Annotated in this window: 30 protein-coding genes; 23 read left to right on the top strand and 7 right to left on the bottom strand. The window is 58.9% G+C overall.

Features of this window, described 5'->3' with window-relative positions:
* Positions 1-90 precede the first annotated feature (90 nt).
* The 16 genes from EN745_RS13680 (at position 91) to EN745_RS13615 (ending at position 8,966) form a co-directional block, all read left to right on the top strand.
* Positions 91-303, top strand: coding sequence for a helix-turn-helix domain-containing protein (locus EN745_RS13680; RefSeq protein ID WP_127421504.1), 213 nt, complete (start codon positions 91-93; stop codon positions 301-303).
* Positions 303-602 (top strand): GIY-YIG nuclease family protein, encoded by a 300-nt coding sequence (locus EN745_RS13675; protein ID WP_189363043.1) that lies wholly within the window; start codon positions 303-305, stop codon positions 600-602. Before EN745_RS13680 ends, EN745_RS13675 begins: the two co-directional genes overlap by 1 nt.
* Positions 602-820 (top strand): hypothetical protein, encoded by a 219-nt coding sequence (locus EN745_RS13670; RefSeq protein ID WP_127421502.1) that lies wholly within the window; start codon positions 602-604, stop codon positions 818-820. The genes EN745_RS13675 and EN745_RS13670 overlap by 1 nt, the downstream gene beginning before the upstream one ends.
* Positions 801-1,007 (top strand): hypothetical protein, encoded by a 207-nt coding sequence (locus EN745_RS13665; RefSeq protein WP_127421501.1) that lies wholly within the window; start codon positions 801-803, stop codon positions 1,005-1,007. The genes EN745_RS13670 and EN745_RS13665 overlap by 20 nt, the downstream gene beginning before the upstream one ends.
* Positions 1,004-1,879: a hypothetical protein gene (locus EN745_RS13660; protein WP_127421500.1), complete on the top strand. Its 876-nt coding sequence runs from the start codon at positions 1,004-1,006 to the stop codon at positions 1,877-1,879. Before EN745_RS13665 ends, EN745_RS13660 begins: the two co-directional genes overlap by 4 nt.
* Positions 1,876-2,565 (top strand): helix-turn-helix domain-containing protein, encoded by a 690-nt coding sequence (locus EN745_RS13655; protein WP_127421499.1) that lies wholly within the window; start codon positions 1,876-1,878, stop codon positions 2,563-2,565. Before EN745_RS13660 ends, EN745_RS13655 begins: the two co-directional genes overlap by 4 nt.
* A 61-nt stretch (positions 2,566-2,626) precedes the next feature.
* Positions 2,627-2,899 (top strand): hypothetical protein, encoded by a 273-nt coding sequence (locus EN745_RS13650; RefSeq protein ID WP_127421498.1) that lies wholly within the window; start codon positions 2,627-2,629, stop codon positions 2,897-2,899.
* Between the two features lie 69 nt (positions 2,900-2,968).
* Complete coding sequence (locus tag EN745_RS13645) at positions 2,969-3,496, top strand: hypothetical protein (protein WP_127421497.1); 528 nt, start codon at positions 2,969-2,971, stop codon at positions 3,494-3,496.
* Positions 3,497-3,501: 5 nt separating this feature from the next.
* Positions 3,502-4,182 (top strand): ATP-dependent Clp protease proteolytic subunit, encoded by a 681-nt coding sequence (locus EN745_RS13640; RefSeq protein ID WP_127421496.1) that lies wholly within the window; start codon positions 3,502-3,504, stop codon positions 4,180-4,182.
* Positions 4,179-4,346, top strand: coding sequence for a hypothetical protein (locus tag EN745_RS36090; RefSeq protein ID WP_189363042.1), 168 nt, complete (start codon positions 4,179-4,181; stop codon positions 4,344-4,346). The genes EN745_RS13640 and EN745_RS36090 overlap by 4 nt, the downstream gene beginning before the upstream one ends.
* Positions 4,343-5,101 carry a hypothetical protein gene (locus tag EN745_RS13635; RefSeq protein WP_127421495.1) on the top strand — a complete coding sequence of 253 codons (759 nt, stop codon included), beginning with the start codon at positions 4,343-4,345 and terminating at the stop codon, positions 5,099-5,101. Before EN745_RS36090 ends, EN745_RS13635 begins: the two co-directional genes overlap by 4 nt.
* Entirely contained in the window at positions 5,098-5,256 is a 159-nt protein-coding gene (locus tag EN745_RS36085; RefSeq protein ID WP_189363041.1) for a hypothetical protein, read from the top strand. The genes EN745_RS13635 and EN745_RS36085 overlap by 4 nt, the downstream gene beginning before the upstream one ends.
* A 147-nt stretch (positions 5,257-5,403) precedes the next feature.
* Positions 5,404-5,829, top strand: coding sequence for a hypothetical protein (locus EN745_RS13630; RefSeq protein ID WP_145992023.1), 426 nt, complete (start codon positions 5,404-5,406; stop codon positions 5,827-5,829).
* Positions 5,820-6,248, top strand: coding sequence for an HK97 family phage prohead protease (locus tag EN745_RS13625; protein ID WP_127421493.1), 429 nt, complete (start codon positions 5,820-5,822; stop codon positions 6,246-6,248). The genes EN745_RS13630 and EN745_RS13625 overlap by 10 nt, the downstream gene beginning before the upstream one ends.
* Positions 6,248-7,996, top strand: a complete 1,749-nt coding sequence (locus tag EN745_RS13620; RefSeq protein ID WP_127421492.1) for a hypothetical protein — start codon at positions 6,248-6,250, stop codon at positions 7,994-7,996. The genes EN745_RS13625 and EN745_RS13620 overlap by 1 nt, the downstream gene beginning before the upstream one ends.
* Before the next feature lie 4 nt (positions 7,997-8,000).
* On the top strand, positions 8,001-8,966 hold the full coding sequence (locus tag EN745_RS13615) for a hypothetical protein (protein ID WP_127421491.1): 966 nt from the start codon (positions 8,001-8,003) through the stop codon (positions 8,964-8,966).
* On the opposite strand, the gene EN745_RS13610 is transcribed toward EN745_RS13615, so the two are convergent.
* Together EN745_RS13610 and EN745_RS13600 are read right to left on the bottom strand one after the other, a co-directional pair.
* Complete coding sequence (locus EN745_RS13610; RefSeq protein WP_245487715.1) at positions 8,963-9,781, bottom strand: thermonuclease family protein; 819 nt, start codon at positions 9,779-9,781, stop codon at positions 8,963-8,965. The two genes, EN745_RS13615 and EN745_RS13610, sit on opposite strands and share 4 nt — an antisense overlap.
* Positions 9,782-10,378: 597 nt before the next feature.
* Positions 10,379-10,681, bottom strand: a complete 303-nt coding sequence (locus tag EN745_RS13600) for a hypothetical protein (RefSeq protein WP_127421490.1) — start codon at positions 10,679-10,681, stop codon at positions 10,379-10,381.
* Between the two features lie 393 nt (positions 10,682-11,074).
* Here EN745_RS13600 and EN745_RS13595 point away from each other — a divergent pair, with 393 nt between their 5' ends.
* The 3 genes from EN745_RS13595 (at position 11,075) to EN745_RS13585 (ending at position 12,501) form a co-directional block, all read left to right on the top strand.
* Positions 11,075-11,389 (top strand): hypothetical protein, encoded by a 315-nt coding sequence (locus tag EN745_RS13595; RefSeq protein ID WP_127421489.1) that lies wholly within the window; start codon positions 11,075-11,077, stop codon positions 11,387-11,389.
* Between the two features lie 383 nt (positions 11,390-11,772).
* The gene (locus EN745_RS13590; RefSeq protein ID WP_189363040.1) at positions 11,773-12,255 is read left to right on the top strand and encodes a GNAT family N-acetyltransferase; all 483 of its coding nucleotides are present in this window, start codon (positions 11,773-11,775) and stop codon (positions 12,253-12,255) included.
* A gap of 45 nt (positions 12,256-12,300) precedes the next feature.
* Positions 12,301-12,501, top strand: coding sequence for a hypothetical protein (locus tag EN745_RS13585; protein WP_127421487.1), 201 nt, complete (start codon positions 12,301-12,303; stop codon positions 12,499-12,501).
* Between the two features lie 119 nt (positions 12,502-12,620).
* Here the strand turns inward: EN745_RS13585 and EN745_RS13580 are convergent, their stop codons facing one another.
* Positions 12,621-12,947 carry a Rap1a/Tai family immunity protein gene (locus EN745_RS13580; protein ID WP_245487716.1) on the bottom strand — a complete coding sequence of 109 codons (327 nt, stop codon included), beginning with the start codon at positions 12,945-12,947 and terminating at the stop codon, positions 12,621-12,623.
* A gap of 74 nt (positions 12,948-13,021) precedes the next feature.
* Entirely contained in the window at positions 13,022-13,318 is a 297-nt protein-coding gene (locus tag EN745_RS13575) for a helix-turn-helix transcriptional regulator (RefSeq protein ID WP_245487714.1), read from the bottom strand.
* Positions 13,319-13,414: 96 nt separating this feature from the next.
* On the opposite strand from EN745_RS13575, the gene EN745_RS36080 reads away from it, so the two are divergent.
* Genes EN745_RS36080 through EN745_RS36075 form a run of 3 tightly spaced genes read left to right on the top strand, consistent with a single transcriptional unit; the run spans position 13,415 to position 14,098 of the window.
* A complete protein-coding gene (locus tag EN745_RS36080) occupies positions 13,415-13,573 on the top strand; it encodes a hypothetical protein (RefSeq protein WP_189363039.1) in 159 nt (52 codons plus the stop codon).
* Positions 13,570-13,941 carry a hypothetical protein gene (locus EN745_RS13570; RefSeq protein ID WP_127421485.1) on the top strand — a complete coding sequence of 124 codons (372 nt, stop codon included), beginning with the start codon at positions 13,570-13,572 and terminating at the stop codon, positions 13,939-13,941. The genes EN745_RS36080 and EN745_RS13570 overlap by 4 nt, the downstream gene beginning before the upstream one ends.
* On the top strand, positions 13,934-14,098 hold the full coding sequence (locus tag EN745_RS36075) for a hypothetical protein (RefSeq protein ID WP_189363038.1): 165 nt from the start codon (positions 13,934-13,936) through the stop codon (positions 14,096-14,098). Before EN745_RS13570 ends, EN745_RS36075 begins: the two co-directional genes overlap by 8 nt.
* Positions 14,099-14,557: 459 nt before the next feature.
* Here the strand turns inward: EN745_RS36075 and EN745_RS13565 are convergent, their stop codons facing one another.
* The 3 genes from EN745_RS13565 to EN745_RS13560 form a co-directional block, all read right to left on the bottom strand.
* Positions 14,558-15,382 (bottom strand): NYN domain-containing protein, encoded by an 825-nt coding sequence (locus EN745_RS13565; RefSeq protein WP_127421484.1) that lies wholly within the window; start codon positions 15,380-15,382, stop codon positions 14,558-14,560.
* Between the two features lie 508 nt (positions 15,383-15,890).
* The gene (locus tag EN745_RS36070) at positions 15,891-16,046 is read right to left on the bottom strand and encodes a hypothetical protein (RefSeq protein ID WP_189363037.1); all 156 of its coding nucleotides are present in this window, start codon (positions 16,044-16,046) and stop codon (positions 15,891-15,893) included.
* A 16-nt stretch (positions 16,047-16,062) separates the two neighbouring features.
* The gene (locus EN745_RS13560; protein ID WP_127421483.1) at positions 16,063-16,251 is read right to left on the bottom strand and encodes a hypothetical protein; all 189 of its coding nucleotides are present in this window, start codon (positions 16,249-16,251) and stop codon (positions 16,063-16,065) included.
* A gap of 120 nt (positions 16,252-16,371) precedes the next feature.
* On the opposite strand from EN745_RS13560, the gene EN745_RS36530 reads away from it, so the two are divergent.
* A partial coding sequence (locus tag EN745_RS36530; RefSeq protein WP_210213752.1) for a hypothetical protein occupies positions 16,372-16,570 on the top strand: 199 nt, incomplete at its 3' end.

Below are 16,570 nucleotides of genomic sequence, written 5' to 3'. Positions count from 1 at the left end.
AGACACTAGCGGCTAAGCGTCCCAAGCAGCCGGTTACAGCCCTTACCAACGCCTCACAATCCCGTGTGGCGAGTTGGTAAGGAGACCAAAATGACGCCAGCAAAGCCGCTGCTCAACACCGAGCAGACTGCAGAGGCGATCGGCACATCCAAGTCCTGGCTTGAGCATGCTCGGCAGAAGGGAACCGGCCCGAAATATCTGAAGATCGGCGCCAATGTTCGCTACCGGCCGGAAGACGTTGCCGCATGGCTCGAACAGCAGGCGCGCTCCCGCATCTGGCAGTTCGATGGGGAGGCGGCGTAATGCAGAGCGTCGTCTACTTCGTCAAAAGCGGCCCGGCTATCAAGATCGGCTATTCCGCCAACCTTCCACGCCGGCTGAACCAACTAAAGTATATCCGACCTGCTCCAGGCGGCCGCCGTCCGATTGAACTGCTTGGAACCATTCCCGGCGGGATCACAGAGGAAGCCCGCGTTCATGCTCGCTTCCAGAGGCTCAAAACCTCTCGTCACCCCCTGTGTGAATGGTTTGTCGACAGCCCGGAAATTCGCCAGTTCATCGCCGCCAATTGCCGCTCCACCGAAATCAGGAGGGCAGCGTGATGAACAAGCAACCTATCCCCACGCTCTGCCACCAGGACGCCGGCCATCTTGAAGAGGCGGTCGCCTGGTTCACCCAGAATCAGCTCACTTGCGAAAGGCCGCATATTCCCGCGCTGCGCCGCCGGTTCGGCATCTCACCACTCGAAGCCGTGACAGTGCTTCGGCTCGCGAATCTTAGGCAGGACTGGGGAGGTGCCGATGCAGACGCTTCCTCCTAAAATGCGAAAACCGACCTCGGCAAAGGTCGGCTCGCTGGAAATATCGAAAAGCTTGGCGGCAATCGATACCAGCGACTTTAGCGAAAGCCTCACCAGCCTGCAAGCTGCTCGCATCATGCGCCGCTTCCCGATGTCGGTTCCGTTGGCTCTGGCTACTGCCCGGCTCGCTTACGGAGGCGCGGCATGACCGAGCAAATTCAACCGGGATTGAAAAAGGTCCGCGGCATGGCTCAGGCATCGGTCGCACTGATCCAGGCGATGCACGACATCGCCAAGACAGTGCAGCCGATCACCGGCCGCGGCATCGGCTACAAGCTGTTCACCGCCGGCCTGATCGCGTCGATGTCGACCAACGACATGCAGAAGGTCTATCGCCTCCTGCGGATCGCGCGCGAGCAGGACGACATCCCATGGCACTGGATCGTCGACGAGACGCGCGAACTGGAGCGGGTTTCGGCCTGGGACAATCCGGACCAGTTCGCCCGCACGGTGGCCCGGTCCTATCGTCGCGACTTCTGGAACCAGCAGCCGCACCGCGTCGAGGTGTGGTCCGAGAAAGGCACGGTTCGCGGCGTCCTGAAGCCGGTCCTCGATCACTACGCGGTTGGCTTCCGTGTCATGCACGGCTTCGCCAGCGCGACCGCCGTCAACGACATCGCTCAAGACGATGATGGGCGAGACCTGGTTGTCCTATACGTCGGTGATTTTGATCCGAGTGGCCTCTACATGTCCGAGGTCGACCTGCCGCGGCGCATAGCCGAATACGGTGGGAACCATGTACGGTTTCGGCGCATCGCTCTGACGCCAGGTCAGACCGCAGGCCTTCCATCTTTCCCTGCCTCCGACAAGCGCGCCGACAAGCGCTATGGCTGGTTCGTCCAAAACCACGGAACACAGTGCTGGGAACTCGACGCGATGGACCCGCGCGACCTGCGCGAGTGTGTCGAGGATGAGATCAATGCACTCATAGAGCCGGTGGCCTGGGCGCGTTGCGAAAAAGTGAATGCGGCCGAGCAGGAATCGCTGCGGTCGATCTTGTTGGGCTGGAGGGCCGGATGAGCAGCAAGCCCATCTATTCCCCGGTGCCGGCGAGGGTGATGGGCGCGGAGAACCTGACTTCCCTGGATCTCCGCGTGCTCATGGCCATCGGCTATCATGACCGCCTGGGCGCGAACGGGACTGGCTGCTTCGCCAGCCCGAAGCGTCTGGCCCAACTCGTCGGTGCCCATACCAACAGCGTGTCACGCTCGATCACGACGCTGAACGGCTTTGGCTACATCAGTGTGAAGCCGAACCCAATGGATGGCCGGCAGCGCATCTACAAGGTCATCTATACCGAGTTCGACGCCACCTACACCAAGCAAATCGGTAACAGAGGCGGTTACCAATCCCTCGGCGAGATCGGTAACATATCGGTTAGCGAAATTCCGAGATCGGTAACCGAAAATGGCCAGATCGGTAACCGAGTTTCTGAGAATATCGTTAGGGATCAAAGGCTTGCTGATGAGAATATATTAGAAGATAAAAACAAAATTAATATATCCCGCGAAGCGGGCCCTGAAGGGCCGGAAAATCCTCCAAGTGTCGCCGCCATGCTCTCGATGATCGAGCGCATGATGGAGAGCCGCAAGGACATCGCTCCCTATCTCAGCTATCTCCGCTCAGCAGCCGCCCTCCCTGGAAAGACTGGCAAGCGTGCCGAGCTTCTACTGGCACGTGATGGGCACAGGGGGGCGGCGGCATGATCGGCTCGTTCACCCTCACAGCCCTCGCCATCGTCCTGGCCGCCGTCGCCGGGTGGCTTCCATGCTGATGGCGCGGCAATGCCAGAACTGCGGCGGCAGCCTCGCCGACAAGAGAAGCGACGCGAAGTTTTGCAGCGACGTCTGCCGCGTCGGCGATCATCGCGAGAAAGTCGGGCGCGCTGAGGCAATCCCGTCCGGCTACGAGATCGACAAGCTGATGAGGGATGCCCTGATCGGTTCGAACGACCTTAATCCACAGGACGAGCACGACCCGGCCAAGGTTCGCGAAGCCTTCTCCGAGATGTGCAGGAAGTTCGCCAAGCGTTTCGCCTAAGCGTAACAGCCTCGCCGGTTACGGATAGCCGGCCTGGGTTAGAATCACTGAAATCAACCGGAGTCACACATGCTCGCCCGTCTGAAGCCCGCCGCGCCGCCCAACTTCGCAACGCTGCTCACGCTTCCCGAAAAGCCCGCGTCGATCGCAGAGGCAGAGGAAGCGCTCCGCATCGCCACCGCTGCACGGCAGGAAGCCCAGGGCCGCCATATCGAGGCGGGCCGGCAGTATTTCAACCAGGTTGCGGGGCAGCCGCCACGGATCACGGCGAAGGAAGTCGACGAGATCGGCGCTACGCTGCAGCCGCTTTTCGATGCCGAATCTAATGCAAGGGCTCGTCGCGACGAGGAAATCCAAGCCTTCGAGGCCAGCATCGGGCCGACCGTTCTGGAGCCGATCGGCAGGCTGAGAACCGCTATCGATGAGGCGATCGACCATCTCGAAACCCTGCTTGGCCATGGCGCGGCTTTCAGAGCCCGAGCCGTGGCGGCCGGCGTCGACCTTTCCAAGATCAGCCGCCTTCCCGGCATCTGCGCGCCGACGATTGAGCGGCTTGGACTCGTCCGCGCCGCGCTGAAGCACGCTGACCGGAATTGATCAGCATGAGCGCCGACCTCCTCGCCCGCATCGCTGCGCTTGAGGGCGCAATCGCGGAATTTCTCCCGGCAGCCCTGGAGCGCCGTCACAGCGGCTTCGAGCCCTGCGATCAGTTGATGACCAAGGTCCGCGCCAAGGCCGAGATCGACCGCGACCAGCATGTTTGCATGTCAGTCGCAGAGGTTGCCGAGATCCGCATGATCGGCGAAGTCGACGACGCGATGGCCACTGCCGTCTGCGACCAACTGCACGCGGCTCGCCTGTCGCCCGGCATCGAGGTTTTCATCGACAGCGAGGGCGGAGACTTCGACGCGGCAGTTCGGATATTTCGCGCGATACGGTGGCATGCGGCAACGTCGAAGCGCGCAAAACTCGGCAAGCGCTGCCAGTCGGCCGGCGCACTCATCAGTGTGGCCTGCGATCATCGCGTGGCGTCGGCGAACACCGTATATATGCTGCACTTGACCGCCGACCTTCCCGATCCTCGCGACCGCTGGACCATGTACAGGCACATCGAGGCGGCGCGCCGGTTGCGGCGGACTGACAGCCTGTACCTCAACGTCGTCGCCGACCGATCCGGTGCCGATCTCGCCGAACTCGCGATCGAAGCCGCCAAGGATGAGCCGCAACCGCTCGCATGGTGCTTGGCTAACGGTCTCGTCCATGAAATCGAGGTGCCAAAATGACCAAGCCAAAAAACCGGCCAGTGACGCTTAATGGCGGCCCGCCGCGCCCGAGGAAGCATGTCACGGTCAAGCTGAATGAGACCGCCGTCGAGCGCCGCCTACGTCTCGCCAGAGAAGAATACCGCTATCAGCGCGAACTCGATGCTTGGAAGCGCTCGAAATGACGAAGCGGCCCATCATCGTCGATCAGCGCGCCTCTGACCTCGCCAAGGTTGACAGCGAGATTGCGCGGCTAGGCAAGCAGATCGCCGAGAAGCAGGCGCTGTTCAAGGCCGACACCGACAAGCATGCGCTCGACCAGAGCATGGAGATGCAGAGTCGGCTCAAGACCGAGATCGACACCATCGACGGCTTGATCGGCCAACTACGCGACAAGCGTTTCAAGATCGAGATCGGCGAGGCTTCGGAGATCATCGCTCCTAAGCCGAAAGCCTCACCTGTCCAACACCGCGCGTGGGAGATCGACGAGACGCTTCTGCGCAAGCAGGTCAAATACCCCAGCGTTGTCAGGACAGACGACAATCACGACACCTTCGCCCAAGGGCTGTTGGACTTGGTGGAGATTTGCGTCGCCCAGACCATGGACAACTTCCGCAAGGATGGTCTGCATCCGGATACGCGCATCGGTCTGGACTTTGCCTGCACGAATATCGGCGTCTCAAGGGCGCAATTCATCTGGCTTGGCGAGCGGTGCAAGGCACTCGAAGCCCGCGTGAAGGAATTGGAAGAGCGACCCGCCACGCAGTATCGCGGCGTCTGGGCGAACGAGGAAACCTACAAGCGCGGCGACATGATTACGCACGGTGGTAGCACGTGGCATTGCGAACTCGACGCATCACGAGGTGTGCGTCCAGGCGACGGTGTGGGTTGGCGGCTCATGGTCAAGAAAGGCCGAGACGGAAGGGACGCCACACGATGACCGAACAGCAGATCAAGCTGATATGCCAACGCGCCGTCTTGGCCTTCGTCAATCACTTCGAGCGCAAGCCGACCAAAGCCGAACAGGCAGCCTTGGTCTCTTGCCTCACCCGTATCGCTCTCGAACCGAACGCACCCACGACGGAACTGCACTGATGCAGGCAGCCAACGACAACAACGCGCCGCCGAAGGACAAGCCGCCGACCAGAAGGCCGGGGGGGTATTCGCGTCCTGGGTTGACATCAAGCGTCTTACCGCTCGGGCAGTTTGTCGCGCTATTCGTGTAGAAAAAAGGTTTCCGTGATGAGAAAAAGAGGCCGGACATCATCTGCAGAGCTGGAGTTAGCGGCGCTTCAGATACCCCGGATCGAGCAGCGTCCGGACGCTGATTATTCGCTGACCGACGAAGAGGCGGAGGTCTGGCGGGCGGTCGTGGATAGCCTTCCAGCGAGTTGGATCGTCGCGGGGGCCTTGCCGGTTCTGTCAGCCTATTGTCGCCAAGTCGTCAGCATGCGCCGTCTCGGCCAACTGGTGCACCAGGCTGCGCACGAAGCAAACCCCTACGACCTCGATGGTCATCTGCGGCTCATCCGGGAACATAGCAAGGCGGCTCAGGTCCTGAAGAGCTTGGCGACGTCGCTGCGGATCGCGCCACAGTCGACCATGCGGCCAGAGACCGGCGGCCGGCAACTGCGCTCGCATACCGAAGGTCCAAAGCCATGGGAATGATAGCCGGCCACGCAATAGCTTGGAACATCGCAGCCCACGACGGCGAAGATGATGTCATCGGTGCCGGCTCATTCTTGCACCTGATCGCCAGCGGCACCTTCGCTCCGAGGATGCTTTTCGAACATGATGGCGAGGAGATCGGTCGCTGGTTGCAGTTCAGCGAGGACGAGATCGGGTTGCTTGCCGTGGGCCGGCTGGACCTCTGTTCAATCGGCGGCCGGCGCGCCTTTGAGATGATCGAAGCCGGCGAGATCACCGGGCTGTCGAGAGGCGCCAACATGGTCTGTCTGGCGAGGCCCATTGCGGGGACGAAAAGCCGTTTCTGCAAGCGAGTGTTTCATCTGGGAGAAATCAGCCTTGCGCGGCGTCCAGCAAATCCGCTTGCAAATCTTCTCAGTTATTGCGCGGGGGGCTGCTAATGGGCATCAACGGCATAAACGCACGCCGTATCGGAAGTTGGGGTGGGTGGGGCTCACCAACCGCTCCAACAGTTGCCGAACCGTCACCTGTCCAGACGACCCTCCCGACATCGGCTTATGGCCAGACGATCCCGGTCATTTACGGGAAAGCACGCCTTCCGGGCGCCTATATCTGGTGCGCGCCGATCATCACCGTCACCGAGACCCACATGGAATGGTGGGACACGGTAACGACCACCACCACTCTGATGTCCTGCCGCCTGCGCTTCGCCCGCCCGCTGGTGCCTGATTCAACCTGGGCCGTAAAACGGATCTGGGCTCAGGGGAAACTGGTCTACGACAACACGACGGGATACCGGGCCAAGGGCTTGAAGTTCCGCTTCTACGACGGCCGAAGCACCCAGGACCGAGACCCTACCATGGTCAAGGAAGAGGGCGCGAACAACGTTTCCGCCCATCGCGGCTATATCGATATCGTTCTGACCGACTTCCCAATTCAGGACTTTGGAGCACCGCCGACCGTCGAAGCCGAATTCATACAGAGTACCAGCTCTGCCGTTCAGGCATCCAGCTTCCAGGCATTCTATTCGGACGAGGTGAGGACCTGGGCATCGATCGACCCCGACAGTGACACCTTCTACGGCTACTCCGATGACATCGGCATGATCCGGCGCTTCTCGATCTCAGCGCTGCGGGAGATCTACGCCATCCAGGTGAGCGGACTTGGCCGCGCCTATTCCAGCCTTGGCTTCGGCTTGTTCCGGTACTTCCATTACCTCGATCGCATCCTGACGGTCGGCTTCGTGCCCGGCTCCGGCGGCGGCACCTATCCGCTCATCCTGAACCCGATCACGGGTGTCTCTGTGGCAGAGGCCGTTGACCCGATTGGCGATGCCGGCCAAACCGTTTGCTGTGCGGGTGCATGCGTGCTTCCGACCGGCACTGGCCTGGCGCTGATCGCTTCTTTCCATCTCGGCTATGTATCGATCTACCGCTTCACCGACTCTGCCATCAGCCGGCTGTCCATCAGCGGTGCGTCTTGGGACGGCCGGGGCGTTCCGCAATGCATCGCATCTGGAGAAGTTCGGGATAGCGACTGCGATATGTGGGTCTGCGCCGGCAGCAGCCTTTGGAAGGTCACGATCAACGCCGCCGGCTTTGTGACCACGACGGTCGAATTTTCGACGTTCGCGGACGATCTTGTTTATGCGGTTTTCCACGACGATGACATCGTGGTCTGGACGGACAACGGCACGGCCACGAGGATTGATGGGGCTACCAGTTCAACCGTCTGGACGGCATCGGTCCCCTATCAGATCCCGGTAGCCACCTCGCAGAATCTGGCACCGCCTGACATGCAGGTGCTCGATGATGAGTTTTATCACCAGGACCTCACGGCTTACCGGTTCACCAACCTCCAGACTGGCGTCACCACGTCGATTTCCAAGGGCAGCGCGGCAACCAATCTGTACAATTATTACGGCCCCTCAAACACGCTGATCACGACCAAGAATGTGGCGGCGGCGATAAGGACGCGATTCAATGTCGCGACCGGAACCGACCTATTCAACCTCTCCGATTTTCTTACCGATCTGATGGTCTTCGGAGGTGGTTTCGACCCCTCAGATATCCAGACTGTCAACATCGATGATCAAATCGAGGGCGCTGTTGTCGATGTCACGGCTGGCGTCAGGGATATCGCCCGCTCGATCTGCGAACCATATTCGATCGCTATCTTCGAAAGGTAGGCTGATGCCGTTGCTTGCGCCCGACTTTTCTTCATGGACCAGCCTAGGAGGCGGCGGCACGCCCCCTGTCACGCTTGTGCCATCGTATTGGAACCCAGGCGGTATCGGCGACCGCACCTCATCCGTCACTGTCACGACCACAGCCACGCTCGGCGGCGGAACCATCGATAACCTTGTCGATGGCGGCTATGGATCGAATTCAACCGATGGCTGCCGGTTCAACAACGGCCAGACACTTCGTGAGGTCAAATTCGACTTCGGCTCTGGTGTGCAGAAGATCATCAACGGCTTCAGGTGGTCGCAAGGCACCACCGGCAATCACGGCACCTGGGTTTTCGAAGGCTCCAACGACGACAGCACGTACACCGGGATCGGCAGCTCCTTCATACTCGGCTCTGGCGGTTCGCTGGTAGCATTCTACGAATTCACCAACTCGACCGCTTATCGCTATTACCGGCTTCGCCAGACGTCGGGGGTAACGAATTCAGGGCCGTGGCTTCGAGAGATCGAGTTCAGAATAGCCGCGACCGGTGATGCGACATCCCGTGATGCCGCCGAGACCGGCAATCGCACGGCATCCATCACCACCAGCACGACGGCCACGTTGGGTGGCGGAACGATAAACAACCTTGTCGATGGGGCATATCTATCACAGGCAGCGGACGCTTGCTGGTTCAACGCTTCTCAATCGACTCGTGAAGTCAAGTTCGATTTCGGTTCTGGCAAGACCATCACGGGCTTCACGTGGCTCCAGGATACCGATGCGTCGCAGGGCACCTGGATCATTGAGGGGTCAAACGACGATTCCAGCTATACCGGCGTGGGCAGCAGCTTCACGCTGGGAGGCGTCTGCGTCGAGACGGTTACGTTCTCCAATTCGACCAGTTACCGATATTATAAGCTTCGGCAGACGTCAGGCACCACGAGTTCGACGACTTGGCTGTTGGAGATCGAGTTCAGGCTTGGCTAGCACAGGGTCTCACACGGAATGCCATCATTGTCGCGGTCGAGCTTGCCGCCCCAGGGGCAATTGGCGAGATACCAGTTCGCCTCGTCGCATGAGCTAATCTGCGAACAGGTGAGGCGAGGCTGGCAGGAATAGCTCTGCGCGACTTGCCTGCCGACGATCCCGAGCGGCCGGCTGGCCTGTGACCACGGCTTGTCTCCATGATCCAGGCGCCACTCCCACGGCGCTTGAAACGTGCCGATCCACAGACCGATCTTTGCCGCCTTTGCCTTCGCCTGCTGCTCTGCGTAGGCCCCACCGCTGTACTTCGGCCAATCGAGGGCTTGGCCGTGCTCTACCATCCATGCAGCGACGCTGGTGCCGTCCGCTCGTTTGCAATCGCCAACGTATCGGCCATAGCTGTCCCAAGAGACAAACGTGCACTGGACGGGCCTTGAGGTGGCAAGGAAGCCATCCAGCGCATTGGCGGCGTCTCGGCCGCAAGCATACTCGAAGCCCTTGGCATCAGCGCAGTATTGCTTGCTCTCTGGCGCATCTATGCCGTTGAACCGGATGCGCTGCCCATGGATCTCGATCGTATCGCCGTCGATGACCGAGGCAACTCCGGTCATCGGTCCCGGCGTCGGCCGGAACCAGTTCGCAACTGTAGCCGGAAGGCCTTCTGTTAATTGGGAGACCATAGCGCCAACCGCAGCCAACGCCAGCAATGCAAGCTTAATCCACGTGCGAGAAAGCCACCGGGCACGGTATCGCCTGGCATTGGTGCGCTTGCGCCAATGACGAGACCGATTCTCCGGGTAACGGTAGACTTTGCCCACGCCCCTATCTCCCCGAGAGGAGAATGCTGTCTTTCAGCGCGTGAGTCCAGATCGGAACATTAGAGTTCTCCAATGGATCTACTGGTTGAGGCTGCTAGATTAGCTTTCGCTAAAATGCTATTGCGAGCGCGAGGGCTAATTTCGTGAGACATTCGCAAAGGCATTTTGGACTGGTGTGGCTGTTCCTGGCAGGCGATGCCGAGGCCCACGACTGGTATACCGGCAAGGTTGATCCCGTTCTGCATCACGTTTGCTGCGGCAACAAAGATTGTCACCCAATAGACTCCGGCGACGTCAGGGTGACCAAAGACGGCTACTACGTCAGGCCGCCGGGCTCCGCCTACTTGAATGGATATCAGGAAGCGGAGTGGTTTATCCCAAGAGAGCGTGTCCAGTCCTCACCAGATGATAGTTACCACATGTGCGAGCGTCTGATGACGTTCCATCGGACGGTCATTCCTCATACGCAATTCGAAACCTACCAGAGATACACTTGGACGTGCTTCTTCGCGCCAAAGGGCACAAGCTCGATCGCGCCCTAGGAACGGCCAGCGCTGGTTCCTGAAACTCAGGAAACGCGCAGACGAATTAGGTAGCCTAATCGACCAGAGGCTTTGTCCGCTTCGGAGCCACATGGCTGGCGACGATCCGCACGGCACTGCGTTTGACCGTGATGCCTAGATCCTTGCCGCCAACCGTCACCGTTTCCTCGTCGACGCGCAGGACTTCGCCTATCAGCTCGATCTTCTGCCCGCTGCTTATATTCGGTGTCGTGTCCACGATGCTGTGAGGCTGGTTATAGCTCGGGATCAATACGCTGATCCGATCCTCTGTAACGCGCTTGCGCACCGTTGCGGTGATCGCGACCTCGTCGCCGACTTTGATGGTGCCCTTCGCCATGGGAATGAGTCTGGGGCGGCCACGGGCTTCGTCAAGAAGTTGCTAATATTTACGAACGGACATGGAACAGAGCTTCGCGGTCGCGGTTGTATCTGGAGCGGTCATGGTCCGCTTCTGTGTCCAAGGCCCGTCGCCACTTCTCTCCGGGGCGACGGGCTTTCATTAGTTAGAAAATGTTAATGTCAGTCGCTGCAAAGGCGGCGCATAATGTGCATCTGCCCTGTCATCCGGGTAAGAGCCCGGCCTGTCCGACCCTAAGTCCCCCGACTTCCCCGCAGGCCGGGCATCCGTGCTTCGTCAACTGTTGCTAATGTTTTGTCCAGCCTTGGCGAACTTGTCGAACTAAGAATATAATCCTCTCCGGTGCGGCGACCTCTTTTTTCGGAGATCGCCATGACAATGAAATTCCCCTTCGTAGAAAACACGCTCGGCAAAAAGCTCGAAGCCGGCACAGGGCTTTCCGTCGACTGCCTGACATGCCGGCGGAACGCGGTCCTGAACGTGGCCGAGTTGGCCAAGCGCTTAGGCCCGGATCATGGCGCTATGCATTGGGATCTGGTCAAAGTGATCTTCTGCCACGAATGCCGAGCGGCGGGCCGTGACGATCGGAACCTACAATTCACCAACCTTGCCGTGACGCCAGACAAGCGAAAGGGGTGGACGCCATGTCCTTGGCGCGAGGCAGGGGCGCGGACGAAAAAGGCATGAATTACCGGTCAAATTGCCGCTTCTCCACCGAGCGGGGTTGGCACGAATCAATCAATCTGTTATTGACATTTGAACGATATTATGTGTGACGCGTTTGACTCCATTACCCCTGCTGTCACCGGATGATCAAGCTGTGTCCTACGTTGTAGATCAATTCATGAGATGGTGGAATTCGCTTGCCAGCGATAATGGCAAGTTGAAATTCCGTACGCAGCGAGAGGCAGCCGAGTTTGTGCGCCGCGTTCAGAATGAGAACGGTGGACCAAACGCAAAAATTCAGGCAATGCGCGATAGGTACGAAAAAGTAAATCGCGCACGTGCAGATCAAACCTCGCCTCGACCTCACTAAGATTGAAATCAGGCCGTACTCTCACGATACGGTAGTGAACCGCTTTGCTTGCGGTCGCCGGCCTATCGATCAGTTCCTAAAGAACAAGGCCAAAAAGGCTGGGCGGAGGAACGAACACAAGACGTTCTGCGCTCATATCGGAACATCTAACATCTGCATCGGTTACTACTCTCTGCAGCTTGGAACTGACAGCGTGGCAGAGCTTCCCGGCGGGAAAGAGACGTATCTCAAAAACTACGTCGCATTTCCCGCCGTGCATTTGAGCTTTTTAGGGGTACACGATGAGTATCGGAGACAGGGATTGGGCGAATTCCTGCTGATGGACGTTTTCACTAGGGTGGCGAATATCTCGGAGCATGCTGGCTTCTACGCTTTGACGCTTCAGTCATTGGATGACGATTCCACTGCCTTCTACAAAAGCCTTGGATTCGCCGCCTACTCGGAAAATACCAAGCAGCCGAAAATGCTATATCCGTTGGAAGACATCCTAACCCTGGTTCGCGGCAAAGCGGGATGAGGTTGAGGTGGCTGTCAAAGTCCCCCTTATGAGAGGGAAAAATGGGTGCTGCCAATAGCTGTTAAGCTTCGCGCCGATGACAAGGCAATGGATCGCTACCGCCGCACGGCGGGAATCCATGGGATTGAGCATGTCGATTGGGAGAGTGATTGGAAAGACGGCGGCTATATTGAGCTTCGTTTCCGAAACGAAGAACAGCAGACCCTATTCCTCGTGACCCATTACCTTGACGTCGTAAGGAAATAAACAATCATCGTTTGTTTGTGGTGAGTTTGCTCCATAATGCCGCGATCGCACCAGATCGCGCAGGCGAGCATCGCTAGAGAGGGACGAAGGTCATTGATCCGGGAAATCGTGTCCGCCATTCAGTTGCAGGGATACTTCTCAGTAAGGGCCTGACGAACGAGATAGTAGCCTGCAATAGATCGTTTCTCCGGGTGCTCGTCCAGGAATCGCGCAACCACCTCTGTCACGTCCTTCGAATCCGCGCCTTCGGGGATGCAGAATGATCCAAGCTGGTCCTGTTGGTGACCGGCTGTCGCGTTCGCAACGTTGAAATGGTCCAGGATGCCCATGACATAGCCGTAGCACTGGCTGGCGTTCCAAGCCACTTGCGCCGTCTCCACTTTGTTCCCACTCCGTCTGACCTCTAGGAACGCTCGGCATTGGGCATTGAGCACGTTTCCCGGCATGTAGACGCCAACTGTCTCACTCGCCCTGACACCGGTCGCGCTGACGACAATCATGGCGGCGCAAAATACCCTTATCATTTCTTCAGCCTCACACCGGCACCGCCGCCGTTCTCGGGGATGAACTCGACGCCGGCAGATTCCAGGGCGATTCGGATAGCCTCGATCGCCTCCGGCGAGCCGCCATACTTCCCAGTCTCGAAATTGGAAATGGTGTTCCGGTGAACGCCAGCAGCCTTTGAGAGATCGGCCAGAGACCAGTTCAAGGCCGCCCTGGCCATCCTCACTTGTGCAGACTTCACAACTCGATTTCCTTGTGCTAATTTCACAAGTGTAAATATCACAACTGACTGGAGAAATCCAATGCCGAACACCCATGTTCCGGCTGCCGGCGAAGCTGTGCCCGCTGACCGGATAATGATCGTCGGCCGCTTTTCCGGCCGCGTCCTGCTTGTCCAGCGGAGGTTGTCATGACCTACGCCGCCATAGGGCTGCTGCTGGCCTCAGCAGCGCTCAGAACGCGCCTTGTGCGCCTCTACCTTGCCGTCAGGCTCCTACGCCTCTCAAACGTCCTCCACAGGGCCGGCAACAACGCCATCGAGAGCGTCGAGCGGGAGAAGCAGCAATGAACGCGCACCTCTCGACACTAAGGCCCTTCGCCTGTCCGAAGGGGATGGACCCTCGCACATGGCGGCAAGCCATCGAGAAGGAACTCAACTCGCTCTTCGACAAGGCCACGGCGTTGATCACCGCGCTCGACGTGATGGAGGCGGACAGCGAAGACCTGGAGGATGACGACCGCGAGGACATAGACGAGCGGGAACTGGACGAGGCGGATTACGAGGATAGCGGCGACGAGCACGAGCCGTCTCTCGGCTGGTCAGCCGCTCGGGATCGGCACCTAGCCCTGATGGATGTCGGCACCGCCGCCGATGTTGCTTTCTTCGACGGGGAGCAGGACGCTGGCGACGAGCCGGAGCATGATTACCATGACTGACATCTTCAGGAAGACTGTCGCCGAGGCAAGGGCGAAGGGCGAGGAAATCGAAGTGCTGGCCCGCATCCTTGCCGAGAAGATGCAGGCTATCCACGGCGCGGAATTTAGCGTGATGCTCAATCATGAAGCCCGCTTTGTGATGATCGCGGTGAAATAGACCGAGTGTGCAAATTGCACACACTGGCCCGGCTGCTTCGGTGGCCGGGTTTTTCAATGCCGAAAGGGCACTGACTCGATGCCGTGGCGGCATGGCCGAGCCCCGTGGTATGCTCCGGCCTCTTCATTGAGATCACACCCAGTGACGAGGAAAAACATGGCCCGGCGGCTTCGGCTTCCGGGCCTTTTCTATGCCGATATCGGTACAACTTTTTCTACAACATCGACCCGCAAAGGGCACAAATTAAAGGAAGTCCGTCCAGTCCATCATTGGCGCGATCGCCAGCCGATTCATCACCTTGCTCATCTCGTTCGTTTCCGCGGGCCGCGTTCGCCCGACGGCAACACTGTGGTCAGCCCGGCGAGCCGCACCATCTAGTCTATTCTCGATTTTTTTCAATTGCCTCGGCCTGTCGTTGGTAATGGCGTTGGCCGGCAAGAAAAGCGCCCGCCGGCCTCCCTATCGGCTCGGCTGTGGTGAGCGGTCCTTGTTCCGCTTGTCTGCGACGTAGCTCTGCCCATTCTCCATCTTCATTATGTCGAAGAGGCCAGTCGCCGCGAAGAGTGCCGGAAAGTTCTTCACTCCATAGTTTCGTGGATCGATGGGCGCCTGTCGTTTCGCTGCGCTTCCTGCCGATGACATAGCTGCCCATCCATCGTCTTGCGCCGTGGCTTCCACAGCGCCACGCAGGATCGTCACGAGGGTCGTATCTTGCGATAGAGACTTGCCCGTTCGCTTGTCGGCGGGCTTTTTAGACCTGGCCGCCGATTCCGCTTTGGTCTTTGGTTTCTCGCCCGGGGCTACAGGAGTTGTCGGTTGCTCAGCATCGTCCAGGCTATCGAGGTAGAGGAAAGTCGTGCAGGCATTGATGAACGGTGTGGGCGTTTTGCGTTCCCCAAATCCGTAGACTTCGTGTCCATTGGCCTTCAACTGCATCACTAGTGGCGTGAAATCGGCGTCGCTGGAAGCCAAACAGAAAGCGTCAAGCTTTTGAGTGTAGAGAAGCTCCATTGCATCGATCACAAGCGCAATATCGGTGGCGTTTTTGCCGGCGGAATAGGTGAACTGTTGAATGGGCCGAATTGCAAAATTGTGCAGCTTGTCTTTCCAGTTCCTGAGATTGGCGCTTGCCCAATCGCCATAGGCGCGACGGATATTGGCCGTGCCGTATTTTGAAAGTTCCGCCAGTATCGCTGCGATCTTGCCGTGGGACACATTGTCAGCATCGATGAGCAAGGCGATTCGCCGATCAGATGTGGTTGGCGACCTGTCCTCATTTTCCATTCGATTGTTCGCCCTCCCTGCGCATCTTCATTGATAGCATCTATGTGCGATGTGCGCACGATTGTGGTTCAAGCAGCGCCCCTCCGGTGCGCCGTGAGGGGCAGTTGGCATATCGAGACCGTGGGGGCCATGCCACCCAATTTCGATCGATCTTCGGCGACGTTACGGGCTATGCAGGGCATCGCCGATAGCAGAAGAATGCTTCTTCGATAGCGGGTCTCGCGATGTAGCGGTCTCCCGACTCGAACCCCCAATAGGCGCCTCGCTCAAGTTTGCACAACTGCGGATCCAGACGTCACCCTGATACGCGAAGGGCCTGGCCTCCCACAGGGGGGTGCCTCGACCCATTCGAAATATTCGACTGCTGCCGCCCACAGATCTTCAACCGTGGCGAAGATAGGCTTTCGCCGGCTGGGCGCCCTTCCAGATGTCGTTACCTTTTGGCGCTGGTATGGCGGATGAACCTGGTGGCGAAGCCGCGACCCTTTTCGATCGCGGGTAGCCAGTTTTACTCGCCGGCCTTGGCATCGGCGCCGACAGTGCTGTTGCCCGCTTCGCCATCCTTAGCGGGTTCGTCGGCCGGCTTGATATCCATGGCCTTGCCACGCGTCTTGGTCACCCTTGTCCTTCGGCTCCGCACGCGCGACACCGACGTTGTGCTCATCAGCGACTACGGCTCCTTAGGGGAAGCCGAAACCACCGACCGCGCTTACCGGGCCGCCGCGCACGATGCCGATGAGAACGCCGTCGGCGACTTTCTCGACCGTGCCGAACCCGACCTGAGGCGCGGCACTTTCGATCTCGGCGATGGCGTTGACGATTTCCTGCCCATCGCCATCGGATATGATGGTTGCGCAGCGTGTCGACATTGCTTGCTCCTGTAGTTGTGAACGGAAAATATTCTACGTAAGGTTGATCAACAGGCACGCGTTCGCGGGTTCTTCAGCTGATGTGCAAACCTGCATTACTGGATTCAATTCGGGGGAAGAATGAAACTCGGGCACGCTTTCGCGGTATCCATCGTCGGTATTTGCTTCGCAATGTCGTCTGCCTCTGCAGGACAAGGAGAGCAGAGCAACATCAATTTCTTGGCCAGAATGGACCAGGCCAGATTGAATAAGGCCGCGAGAATGGCGGGCGGCCTGATCGGCGTAATGGAAAAATGTTGGGTGAACCCGGCAGAGGATG

The sequence above is a fragment of the Mesorhizobium sp. M4A.F.Ca.ET.022.05.2.1 genome (genome assembly GCF_003998845.1).
Lineage (GTDB): Bacteria > Pseudomonadota > Alphaproteobacteria > Rhizobiales > Rhizobiaceae > Mesorhizobium.
Note: the sequence above shows the minus strand (reverse complement) of the source record. Positions and strands in the feature narration are given on the sequence as shown.